Here is a 12,116-nt window from a genome sequence, read left to right on the forward strand (position 1 = left end):
AGCCATGATCAAACTCTTCAATTAAAGTTTTTTGATTCCTAAGAATCGACTCAATGAATTCTACTGTTTCTCATTCACTGCGTTCATAAAGAAGCAGCAAACTCGATACTTACATTTCTGTAAGACATATTGCTATGAACATTCATCGTTGCATTGAGATATAAATCGTTTTCGATTAACTCAACACCTGTGAATGTCCACACAGATTACTTGATAAATTGTTAAAGAGCGTGCCGACTTGGTGTTCTCTACGAACCGTTCCAAGTGGCTAGGGCTGCGTATTCTACTCAGCGCGGTCATCCCGTCAAGGGCTTTTTGCAGATTGTTTTATAAATAAAGCCCAACTGCTCAAAGTTCAAACAATGCGGTGATTTCCCCACCGATTAAGGGTCATAAAACTAATTATTGGGCCTATTTTAACGAAGCTAAATACCCAGGCACATCGGCAATGGAGTCTAACACCACGGTCGCTGCCGCCACCGCTGCTTCGGTCACTTCTTTACCTGTACGCACTAGGATACGCGTAGGTACACCCGCCGCCTCTGCCGCCAGCATGTCATCACGCTTATCGCCCACCATGACAGAACGGCTCAAATCTATCTTTAAAAACTGAGCCGCACTTTTCAGCATACCGGGCTTTGGCTTACGACAATCACAGTCTTGCTTATATTCACCTATGCCTTTCTCACTGTGATGGGGGCAATAGTAGATCCCATCGAGCTCAACACCTTTGTCAGCAAAGTTCCAATCCATCCACTCGGTCAGGGTATGGAATTGATCTTCAGAGTAAAGCCCACGCGCAATGCCAGATTGATTGGTAACCACCACAAGTTTAAACCCTTGCTGCTTTAAGGCGGCGCAAGCATCGAACACACCTTCAACATATTCGAAATCATCAACCTGATGGACATAACCATGGTCGATATTAATAACCCCATCTCTATCTAGGAATACGGCACGATTCACGAAAACTTCCCCAATTCGGCAGAACCAATAATTAATAACGCATTATTATCACACTTGAATCAACAAAATGCACCGCACATTGATGAATAAAATCAATCAAGGCTAGAAATGAATACAATATGCAAATATAGTTAACGGATTAACAATAACCAACATAAAACAGAGTATCAGTATGTCATCCAGTGCCATCTATCAGGCCAGACGCCTACGCCTCATGGATAGCCTCCCCGCTGACAGTTTTGTCATGCTTGTGGGTTATCAGCAAAAAGTACGCAGCAAGAATATTAAGTACCATTTTCGTCAAGACAACGACTTTCTTTATCTCACGGGTTTCAATGAGCCCGATGCCGTCGCGCTGCTATATCGTGGCAAAGAGCATGAGCTAGAGTACATCCTGCTTTGTAGACCAAAGGACCCACAGCAAGAGATCAGCTTCGGCGCCCGGGCTGGCGTCACTGGGGCTATCGAGCAATATGGAGCAACTCAGGCCTATGACATTGCTGAGTTAGACAAGATCATAAGCCTGAAGCTCACCGATCAGCGCCAGCTTTTTATCAGCGACGAATTAGGCCGCTTTAATCACAGGTTACTCGAGTGGAGTAACGCTCAGCGCCACAGCAGTGCTTTCGATACTCCAAAATGTTACCGCAGCATTACCCCACTGGCTAAGTATCTGCACCCGTTTCGGGTGATCAAAGATGAAGCCGAGCAACAAGCGATACGCGCCGCCGTAAATGCCTCTATCGACGGTCATAAAGCAGTAATGAGTGCCTGCCGAGAAGGTATTAATGAGGCAGAGCTGGCCGCCACCTTTAATTTTGCCATCGCCAAACATGGTGCAAGCGATGTCGCCTACCCTAACATTGTTGCGGCAGGTAACAACGCCTGCTGCCTGCATTATGAGGAGAACGCTTGCCAAACTCAGACAGGGCAAATGTTGCTGATCGATGCTGGCGCCGAGCTCAATCACTATGCCGCCGATATCACCCGCAGTTATCCCGTTAACGGTCAGTTTACCAGGGCTCAAGCGGCAATCTACCAGATAGTACTCGATGCACTCGATGCTGCGATTGCTAAGGTAAAACCGGGCACTCCTTGGAATCACCTCTACCAAACCTGTATGGAAGTAATGGCGAGCGGTCTGATTGACCTGGGGCTACTCGAAGGCAGTCTAGAAGCGGTAATGACAAACGAAAGTTATAAACGCTTTACCGTCCATAAAACCGGGCATTGGCTAGGGATGGACGTTCATGATGTTGGCCCCTACCACGATGCAGAAGGTAAGTGGCGCCTGCTTGAGCCTGGCATGGTCTTTACCATAGAGCCTGGGATCTATATTCCAGAATCGGCGCTAGACGTGCCCGCCGCCTATCGAGGCATGGGGATCCGCATTGAGGATGATATCTTGGTCACCCCAACCGGCCATGACAACCTATCGAAACTGGTGCCGCGCACCATAGCTGAGATAGAGGCCTTTATGAAAAACGGTTAATGCCCATATATAAAAAGTGTCTCGTCTACTAAAGGCCGTGATAAAGGTTACTGCTCTTATGCTTAAGATATGCTTATGAGCATTAACACTAAGGCATAATGGCGCTCGCGACCCGGGCCTTTAGCACGGGCAATAATTCAGTTTCAAACCAGGGGTTGCGTCTAAGCCACAGATTGTTGCGCGGGCTGGGATGAGGCAGCGGTATGACACTAGCGCCATAAGCCTGCCAATCTTGTACACACTGGGTCACGCCACCGCAGCTTTTGCCGAAATGATAAGCCTGAGCGTACTGACCGATCACCAGAGTAAGCTGGATATCGGTCAGATGCGCCAATAAATCCTCACGCCAGGCGGGCGCGCATTCAGCCCTTGGCGGCAGATCCCCTGCTCGCCCCTTACCCGGGTAGCAAAATCCCATAGGGACGATGGCAAACAGAGCGGGATCGTAAAACTGCTCGCGATCGACGCCAAGCCAGTCTCTTAACCTGTCACCACTGGGATCGTCAAAAGGAAGCCCACTGGCAGCAGCTTTGGCGCCTGGCGCTTGACCCACAATAAGCACCTTGGCGGTCGATGCCGCCTGTAACACAGGCCTCACCTTATGACTAAGATGGGGCTGACAGAGCTGACAACGGCGAATACGTCTAAGCAGCTGATCTAAGGTTTCCATTCTGGCTCCGACTAGAGGTTGTTGGCCTAGTATAATGTCGAACCTAAAACGCAAGCGAATCTCTGTCTATATAGAGTGCCTATCGGCACTATGCAACACTATGATTTAACACATTTCATCGCTTTAATTTCGCCGGCCAACATATCATCTCAAGATTTAATGCTAAAACCTTTCGATACGATAAGGGCTCATGTCAAGCTGTGGCTTTTCCCCTTTTATTGTCTGCGCCACCAGCGCAGCGCTAAACGCAGCCCATGTTAGCCCCAGATGTTGATGTCCGAAGGCGAAGAAGATCTTATCGCTCTTAGGCGAGGCGCCCAATACCGGCAAGGAGTCAGGCAAAGATGGCCTAAACCCCATCCAACGCTCTCCCTGTGAAACCACCGCCCCATTCAACACATTAGGTAACAGCGCCTTGGCATGGGGCAGCAAACAGTCGGCCCTGGCTTCGACCAGCGGCGCCTTAAGACCGCCAAACTCTACCGTACCAGCCAAACAGGTTCCTCGCTTCATCGGTGTGATGATGAACTTGCGCTCAAAAGAGGCCACCGGCCTTTGCAGCCGACTCAACTGTGGCATCATCAGATGATAGCCGCGCTCGGTTTCAAGCGGCACCTTGAAACCCAACTGCCTAGCCAAAGGTTTAGACCAGGCGCCGGCACTAAGCAGTAATTTATCGCTTTGATAAGTTGCTCCGCCAGCCACACTGACGCTAACACCTTTTTCGTCCTGGTGGTCGCACTCACCTCCAGCAGCTAACTGAGTCACTTCACCTATGATAAATTCGCCTCCCAGCTTTTCAAACTGCCTTGCCAGACGTTGGCATAGCTCGGCAGGATCAGGCGTGTGACCCACGTCGGTAAACCACAACCCATGGGTGATCTCAGGGCTTAGATCTGGCTCAAGCGCTCTCACCTTATCGCCGCTAAGTAGCTCAACCGACACTCCGGCATCGCGATAGCTTTTATATACTCGCTCGATTTCACTCAGTGGTGTCCGCTCAAACACCAGTAGACTGCCCGCTAATATAAGCAGGTCTTGGCAATCACAGTCACTCACTAACTGCTGCCAGGCATCGATACTCTTTTGGTTGAGCGCCTTAATCGCCATTGAGTTATGGGCGCGTCTTGCGGGCAACATATTGACTAAAAAGCGCATAAACCAAGGCAGTGCCTTGAGGAAATAGCGCGGCTGAATGCGAAACGGCCCTAAGGGGTCAAGCAACATACCGGGTAACTTAGGCAACATGGCCGGATCTGCCAGCGGAAACACCTGCTCGGTCGCAAAGTGACCCGCATTGCCAAATGAAGCACCTGCGGCCACCCCTTGTTTATCAATAATGCGCACACTAAAGCCTGACTGCTGCAGCGCAATAGCGTTGGCAAGCCCTACTATCCCGGCGCCGATGATAGTGACCTCAGCAGGCTTCTTCGCTGGGCAAGCTGGCTTTGCGCTTGAAGCCAAAGGCTCTTCAGCCACACTGGAAACTGACGAATAATTGGTCATCTGAGCATAACCCCCTGCTGGAAAGGATCCTTAGGATCTAAGATAAACTCATGACGCCCGGTTATAAAGGCGCGGCCGCTCACCTCAGGGATCACCGCCGACTTACCATAAAAGTCGACGTTATCAAGCGCGCAAACCTGCATGGCGCCATCGACAACACTCTCAATTTTCAATCGCTCACCGAGTTGCGCCTCCCCCTTGGCGTGTAGCAGTGCGATACGACCGGCAACCCCAGTGCCAGTGGGCGAACGATCCACCTCACCGTCGGCAAATACACAAACGTGGCGCGAATGAGCATCTTTCGAGCTGGTCTTAGCCGAGGTAAAGATTGTGCCATAGAGAAAACCTAAATCGGCCTCCAGTGGATGATCAAGTGGATGCTTGGCCATCACCGCCAGCTTAATACGCCGACCCCAATCAATGATTTGCGCCACATTATTCTGAGCCAGGCTGAGTCCTAAGGCATCGGCGTCGACATAGGCGTAATAAGCGCCGCCAAAACCTATGTCATACGCCACCTCACCAATTCCCTCGACAGCAACGCAGCAACTGAGCGCCTCGGCCCAGGAAGGCACATTCACAAAGCTCACCTTGAGCTCGCCCTGCTCGTCACGACAAGCCTTGGCTTGGATAAGTCCAGCCGGTGAGTCAATATTAATCCCTTTGGGCTCATCGCCAAGCACTATGGTGCCCGTCTCTACCGCAGCGGTCACTAAGGCTAAGATGCCATGACCACACATGCTGCTATAACCTTCGTTATGTAAAAACAGCACCCCGAAATCCGCACTCGGGGTCACTGGCGCCGTGATGATGGCGCCATACATGTCGGCATGCCCTCTGGGTTCATGCATTAAGAGTTGACGATAGTGATCCAAATGCGCCGTCAGATAACGCCGTTTAGCCAAGATGGTATCACCTGGGATCTCTGGGTATCCCTCAAGCAAGATCCTTAATGGCTCACCTTCTGTATGGGCATCAAGCGTCTTAAAACGCGTGCAGCGTTCGAGAAAGCTAGAACTTAAATCTAATAGGCGCATTGGCACTTCCTTTGTTATTGTTTGTATGCAATATATAGTATTTGACGGTGAGGGATAAAAAGATAAATAACATCATTCTCACCTTGGGGCTTTTCTTCCCCTTAAAATTGTATACAATATACTATAGATTTTGGTGAACACCAAAACTTGATATCACTTTTTCGCCGCGTAATTTGCGCAGCAATATCTATAGAGGTCTGAACATGAAAGTAAACTGGCAAGGTGTATTCCCAGCAATTTCTACCCAATTTAATGATGACGGTTCGATCAACTTTGAGTCGAACGCGAGAATGCTGGAAGACCTCATTCGTGATGGGATCGATGGCATTATCGCTCTGGGAACCATAGGTGAAAATGCCTCCCTGACCCCAGAAGAGAAGCGTGAATTCATCAAGCACACGGTCGAGACAGTTAATGGCCGCATCCTGGTATTATCAGGCTGCACCGAGAACACGGCACAACAAGCGGCTAAATATGCTCAAGATGTTGAAGCGCTTGGCGTTGATGGCCTGATGCTCTTACCTGCCATGGTTTACCGCGGCACTGACCGTGAGGTAATTGCCCATTACCAACACGTAGCACGCTCAACCAAGCTACCTATCATGATCTACAACAACCCTGTGAGTTATGGCGTCGACATCAACCTTGAAATGACTGCCATATTGGCCCAAGAGCCAAATATAGTCGCTATCAAGGAATCGACCACAGATACCCGCCGCCTCACCGAACTGCAGAGCCGTTTCGGCGACCGTTTTAATATTCTTTGTGGCGTGGATGACATTGCGCTTGAGAGCATTCTTTTGGGGGCTACCGGCTGGATCTCAGGTTTAACCAACGTATTCCCAAGAGAATCTGTTACGCTGTTTAAATTGGCCCGCGCCGGTCGTATCGAAGAAGCACGCGAGATCTACCGCTGGTTTATGCCACTGCTGCGCCTGGATACGATTCCGACCCTGGTACAGTGCATCAAGTTTGCCGAACAGATCGTCGGTCGCGGCAGTGAAAACGTACGCCTGCCCCGCATGACCTTAATTGGTGAAGAACGCGCCTATGTGGAAAAAGTCATGTCTGAGGCCCTGGCGAACCGTCTGGATCTCGACAAGTACAACGTCAACTAAACACCTGGGAGTATGGCATAGATGTTAAAAGGAACCTTCTTTTGCGTCGATGCTCATACCTGCGGTAACCCGGTCCGTTTGGTCACCAGTGGCCATCCGGACTTGCAGGGTCGCACTATGAGCGAAAAGCGTCAGCATTTTCTCCAGCAATATGACTGGATCCGCAAGGCGCTGATGTTTGAACCCAGGGGCCACGACATGATGTCCGGCGCCTTTCTCTATCCTCCTTGCAGTGATGACGCCGACGCCGCCATCCTGTTTATCGAAACCAGTGGCTGCCTGCCCATGTGTGGTCACGGCACCATAGGCACTATTACCGCCGCCTTGGAATCGGGCCTGTTAACCCCCAAGACGCCAGGTAGCCTTACCATAGATGTGCCTGCGGGTAAGATTAAGGTGCAGTACCAACAAACAGGTGCCAAGGTGGACTGGGTCAAGATATTTAACGTGCCCGCCTATCTGGCCCACAAAGATGTAGTGTTGGATATTCCTGGCCTAGGGCCGCTTAAAATAGATGTCTCCTACGGCGGTAACTATTACGCCATCGTCGATCCACAAGCTAACTTCCCCGGCCTGCGCCACTGGAGCGCCGGCGATATTTTGCGCTGGAGCCCTATCGTTCGCGAAATCGCCCACAAGGAACTTAGCTGCGTACACCCTGACGATCCTACGGTCAACGGCGTCTCCCATGTTCTCTGGACCGGCGACACCATAAGCCAAGGCTCTAACGGTGCTAACGCTGTCTTTTATGGCGACAAGGCGGTAGACCGCTCCCCCTGCGGCACAGGTACCAGTGCTCGTTTGGCACAGCTCTATAGCCGCGGCGAGCTCAAGGTCGGCGATGAGTACACCCACGAGAGCATCATAGGCAGCCAGTTTGTCGGCCGCATCGAAGCCGCCACCAAAGTGGGCGAGTTTGACGCCATCATGCCCAGCATCAAGGGATGGGCACGAATTACTGGCCACAATGCCATCACAGTCGACGATGACGACCCCTATGCCTTCGGATTTCAGGTGGTCTAACTGGCCACCCCAAAAGGACAATAGCAATGACAATAAGTATCACCAGCAGACTCAAGGGTCAGCACTACATTAATGGCCAATGGCAAGGCGAGCCTAATGGCTTTAACAGCTTTAACCCTGTCAGTAATAGCCAGATTGAGTGGCCCTTTGCCAGCGCAAACCCAGCGCAAATTGCCCAGGCGACCAAGGCCGCTCAGCAGGCCTTTAGCAGCTATCGCAATAAAAGCGACAGCGAACGCGCCGCCTTCTTACGCCAGATTGCCGACAATATTGAAGCCGATCGAGAGGCGATAGTCGCCGCAGCGAATCAAGAAACCGGATTGCCATTAGCCAGATTAGAGGGCGAAACCGGCCGCACCTGCGGTCAATTACGTTTGTTTGCACAAAACCTGTTAACCCCTATAGAGCAATATATTGCCGACATGGCTCAACCCGAACGTCAGCCACTACCTAAGCCTGACACACGTTTGGGCAAGGTTGCCCTTGGCCCTGTTGCAGTCTTTGGCGCCTCCAACTTCCCTTTAGCCTTTTCTACTGCAGGTGGCGATACCGCCTCGGCCTTGGCAGCCGGTTGCCCAGTTATCGTTAAAGGACACCCAGCTCATCCAGCTACCAGCGAACTGGTAACCCAAGCCATCGATAAAGCGATTAAGGCTTGTGATATGCCAGCAGGCGTCTTTAATCTGCTGCAAGGCCATACACCAGAGGTTTCGACGGGACTCATTGATGCGGCTGAGATCAAGGCGGTTGGCTTTACTGGCTCGTTAAAGGTGGGTCGTATATTGGCGGATCGCTGCGCCGCGCGCGCCGAGCCGATCCCCTTCTATGGTGAGCTTGGCTCCACTAATCCACAATTCTTGCTTCCCGGCATACTTGCGGATAAAGCCGAGACACTTGCCGAGACTCAGGTGCAATCCATGATGATGGGCCATGGTCAGTTTTGTACCAGCCCTGGTGTGATTGTCGCCATCAAAGGTGAGGCATTGGGCCGCTACTGCGATAGGCTCAGCCAGACCTTGGCCGAACAGGCTGCCGGCGCCATGCTCACTCCTGGCATAGCAGCGACTTACCAGCAGCAGGTCGAAACTCTGTTAGGACACGGGCAGATCACTCTACTGGCGCAGGGCAAGGCGGCCGAGGCGAGTCATCATACCCGCCCGACGGCGCTAAAGGTAAATGCCGCTCACTATCTGGCTGACCAGGCGCTGCAACAGGAGGTCTTTGGCCCGTTTGCTCTCTTAGTTGTATGTGACGATGCAGAGCAGATGCAGACCGTTGCAGACCAGCTTGAAGGGCAACTCACCGCCACCATTCATGGTCAAGCAAGCGACTGGGCCCATGCCCACAGTTTGGTCGATGCCATTAGCCAGCGCGTTGGTCGCCTTATTTTTAATCAGATGCCCACCGGTGTTGAAGTCTGCCACTCGATGAATCACGGCGGCCCCTATCCCGCCAGTACCGATAGCCGCAGCACCTCTGTGGGCAGTATGGCGATCCATAGATTCTTGCGGCCGATCTGTTATCAAAACATGCCAAGCGAACTGTTGCCCGAGGCATTAAGAGACGGGCAAACTCATCTACAGCGCTTTTAAGCCGCACTTTTAATAAAGGGAAACCACGGTTTCCCTTTATTTATAGTGTTATAAGCGGTAATCTTATGCGGATCACATATAATAACGAAAAGACATTACGGGAACTATGAGCCGAACAACTCCAATCGTTCATAAAACGCGCACTCAGGTCGTGGTGGAAGTCTTAAGAGAGAAGATCCTCTCAGGCGAAATCGCCGCAGGTGAGCCTTTACGTCAAAGTGCATTAGCCGAAGCGCTAAATGTCAGTCGTATTCCGGTCAGAGAAGCCTTATTACAGCTCGAAGCCGAAGGACTCGTAAAGTTTGAAGCCCATAAGGGCGCCACTGCTACCGAACTGTCGGTCGACCAGGTCACTGAGCTGTTTGAGCTAAGAGCCCTTATCGAAACTGACTTGCTTGCCAAGGCCATTCCAAACATCAGCGAAGAGATGTTTGCCGAGGCGCAAGGATACCTAGATGAACTTGAGGCTGCTTTCCAACAGGAAGATGCGGTGAGCAGTTGGAGCGAGCTCAATACTAAGTTCCACTCCTGTTTATACCAGGCGGCCAATCGACCCCACACCATGGAAGTGGTACATGGCCTAAATACCAACTGTGATCGTTATATTCGCTTGCAACTCCTACTCGCAGGCGGCATACCCAGAGCGGCGCAAGACCATAGAGACTTGCTCACCCACTGTCGTAACCAAGACATTGATAAAGCAGTGACGCTACTGAAAGACCATATATTACATGCAGCCAATGCCATTCGTGAGCTGGTTGCACAACAGGTGAGCTAAATCACTGTTGCTTGCTTGTCTTCTTGCTAGGCTTATTAGATTAGTTTGATAAGGCAGAGCTATTGTTCTCTGCCTTTTTATTTTTGAGAGAGTATCCAGATGCAGTACGCCACTATTACCGGCTGGGGAAAATGTGTTCCCCCCGCAACGCTTACCAACCATGACCTTGCCACTTTTATCGATACTTCGGATGAATGGATTAAGCCGCGTACAGGGATCAGTCAGCGACACATCAGTCATGTTAACACCTCAGCATTAGCCTCAGTGGCCGCCAAGCGCGCCCTAGCCGCTGCGGGTATTAAAGGTGAAGAGATAGATCTGATTATCTTGGCTACTGCTAGCCCAGATACACTTATTCCTAATATTGCCTCAACTGTACAGGCCGATATTGGCGCCAATTGCGGCGCATTTGATATCAATGCAGCCTGCAGTGGTTTTCTCTATGGCTTAGGTCTTGCCAGTTCGCAGATCAAGAGTGGACAATCGAAGAAGGTATTGGTGATTGGCGCCGAGCGTCTTTCATTCTATCTTGACTGGTCGCGCCGCGAAACAGCGGTACTCTTTGGCGATGGCGCTGGCGCTGTAGTTGTCGAAGCCACAGATCAGCCTGGCGGCGTACTTGGCTATGAGCTCAACAACGATCCCGCCGGCCGCGACATCCTTAAAGCCGGTTTCGGTACGGCTATGGACAGATTCGATGCTGCCTCACTTGAATTCTATATTGAATTCAATGGCCAGGAGATCTTTAAGCGTGCCATTGCTGGTATGGGCAAGCTTTCCAACACTGTACTTGAAAAATGCGGTGTCGATAAAGATGACGTGGATCTAGTGATCCCACATCAGGCAAACGAGCGCATTATCGATACCCTGATCAACCGCATGAAGATCCCTAAAGAGAAGGCTGTGGTCAACATTGCCAACTATGGCAACACGTCGGCGGCCACTATCCCTATCGCCATCTGTGATGCTCTGGAAAAGGGAGTGATCAAGCCAAATCAAACCATCTTGTCTTGCGCTTTTGGAGCTGGCCTAACCTCTGCTGCCGTGCTATTCAAGTGGGGCGATCGTGTGACTCCAATCGCCCAGAGTGATGCCGAGCTGCCACCTTGCGATAAAACCGGTATCGAGCTGGTTCAGCGCGCAGTGAAACACTTCTGCGGCGAGTGATCCATAAGTAACAGATAAAAAAATGCCGACATCATGTCGGCATTTGCTTTTACGGCCAACCTTCAACTAGCGGCTTGTTTCTCTCAAACGCCTTCCCCATCATTCTGTCCTAGCCCAAACAGCCTCATCCCAATAGATGGCCTGCGCGAAATGAGCTGCCAGCAAACGGTTAAGCTTGTCGAAACTTGAGATACTCTTCTCTTCACCGGTCAGACAGGACCAGACGAAGCGATGACAGTTATTATCAAACAGATCGTATTCGCGGTACTGATAAATTGCCTGCTCAGCTCGTTCAAGAACTGACTCACCAATCAAAGGCTGATGCTGATGATCGCAGGCCACAAAGATACGGCTCCCCGTGCGTCCGGCCAGGAAACGCGTTGCAGAAACCGGCCTGATAAGACCACTACCATGAAGCTCCACCAAGGTGTCGTCTCCAAGCCAGATCCCAGTATGTTCAATCACGCCAAAGACAAAGCAACACACCATGGCGCCGGGCTTGGGCGCGACTTTCACCTCGCCCAGATGCAACACACTGGGTGATAAAGGGCTTACCCGCTCACCAATAGGCGCCTTAGGCGCCCTACCCAGCCGTCTGTCTAAGGTGAGTTGCTTCTGTTTGTGCTTAGCATCGGCGATAAGGGCGGCCCCGAGGGCTGCGCCACCCAGCCAAAGTAAAGGTAGTGCCATCGTCTGTCTCTCAACGCTTTGTGTCTTAAAAAGATAATGGCGAAAAGCACGCAAAGATAAAGGGACAAAATGTAACC

Annotated in this window: 11 protein-coding genes; 6 read left to right on the forward strand and 5 right to left on the reverse strand. The window is 51.2% G+C overall.

The window, feature by feature from the left end; translation table 11 throughout:
• Positions 1-411: 411 nt before the first annotated feature.
• The gene (gene gmhB, locus NY07_RS15030) at positions 412-966 is read right to left on the reverse strand and encodes a D-glycero-beta-D-manno-heptose 1,7-bisphosphate 7-phosphatase (RefSeq protein ID WP_140946883.1); all 555 of its coding nucleotides are present in this window, start codon (positions 964-966) and stop codon (positions 412-414) included.
• 172 nt (positions 967-1,138) lie between these two features.
• Between gmhB and NY07_RS15035 the strand changes: the two genes are divergently transcribed.
• On the forward strand, positions 1,139-2,458 hold the full coding sequence (locus tag NY07_RS15035; protein ID WP_033540179.1) for an aminopeptidase P N-terminal domain-containing protein: 1,320 nt from the start codon (positions 1,139-1,141) through the stop codon (positions 2,456-2,458).
• Between the two features lie 88 nt (positions 2,459-2,546).
• Here NY07_RS15035 and NY07_RS15040 read toward each other — a convergent pair whose 3' ends face one another.
• The 3 genes from NY07_RS15040 to NY07_RS15050 all read right to left on the reverse strand — a co-directional run bounded on the left by NY07_RS15040 (position 2,547) and on the right by NY07_RS15050 (position 5,671).
• Positions 2,547-3,128, reverse strand: a complete 582-nt coding sequence (locus tag NY07_RS15040; protein ID WP_033540180.1) for a uracil-DNA glycosylase family protein — start codon at positions 3,126-3,128, stop codon at positions 2,547-2,549.
• Between the two features lie 162 nt (positions 3,129-3,290).
• Positions 3,291-4,634 carry an NAD(P)/FAD-dependent oxidoreductase gene (locus NY07_RS15045; protein WP_081953847.1) on the reverse strand — a complete coding sequence of 448 codons (1,344 nt, stop codon included), beginning with the start codon at positions 4,632-4,634 and terminating at the stop codon, positions 3,291-3,293.
• A complete protein-coding gene (locus NY07_RS15050) occupies positions 4,631-5,671 on the reverse strand; it encodes a proline racemase family protein (protein ID WP_033540181.1) in 1,041 nt (346 codons plus the stop codon). Before NY07_RS15050 ends, NY07_RS15045 begins: the two co-directional genes overlap by 4 nt.
• 203 nt (positions 5,672-5,874) lie before the next feature.
• Between NY07_RS15050 and dapA the strand changes: the two genes are divergently transcribed.
• The 5 genes from dapA to NY07_RS15075 all read left to right on the forward strand — a co-directional run bounded on the left by dapA (position 5,875) and on the right by NY07_RS15075 (position 11,349).
• Positions 5,875-6,789, forward strand: a complete 915-nt coding sequence (dapA, locus tag NY07_RS15055; RefSeq protein WP_033540182.1) for a 4-hydroxy-tetrahydrodipicolinate synthase — start codon at positions 5,875-5,877, stop codon at positions 6,787-6,789.
• Positions 6,790-6,810: 21 nt separating this feature from the next.
• Entirely contained in the window at positions 6,811-7,812 is a 1,002-nt protein-coding gene (locus NY07_RS15060; protein WP_033540183.1) for a 4-hydroxyproline epimerase, read from the forward strand.
• Positions 7,813-7,838: 26 nt separating this feature from the next.
• On the forward strand, positions 7,839-9,404 hold the full coding sequence (locus tag NY07_RS15065; RefSeq protein ID WP_033540184.1) for an aldehyde dehydrogenase (NADP(+)): 1,566 nt from the start codon (positions 7,839-7,841) through the stop codon (positions 9,402-9,404).
• Between the two features lie 106 nt (positions 9,405-9,510).
• Positions 9,511-10,182, forward strand: coding sequence for a GntR family transcriptional regulator (locus NY07_RS15070; RefSeq protein WP_033540185.1), 672 nt, complete (start codon positions 9,511-9,513; stop codon positions 10,180-10,182).
• A 99-nt stretch (positions 10,183-10,281) separates the two neighbouring features.
• The gene (locus NY07_RS15075) at positions 10,282-11,349 is read left to right on the forward strand and encodes a ketoacyl-ACP synthase III (protein WP_033540186.1); all 1,068 of its coding nucleotides are present in this window, start codon (positions 10,282-10,284) and stop codon (positions 11,347-11,349) included.
• 99 nt (positions 11,350-11,448) lie between these two features.
• Here NY07_RS15075 and NY07_RS15080 read toward each other — a convergent pair whose 3' ends face one another.
• Positions 11,449-12,039 carry a lecithin retinol acyltransferase family protein gene (locus NY07_RS15080; RefSeq protein WP_033540187.1) on the reverse strand — a complete coding sequence of 197 codons (591 nt, stop codon included), beginning with the start codon at positions 12,037-12,039 and terminating at the stop codon, positions 11,449-11,451.
• Positions 12,040-12,116: the final 77 nt, after the last annotated feature.

The sequence above is a fragment of the Shewanella sp. ECSMB14101 genome, assembly GCF_000773485.1.
GTDB lineage: Bacteria > Pseudomonadota > Gammaproteobacteria > Enterobacterales > Shewanellaceae > Shewanella > Shewanella marisflavi.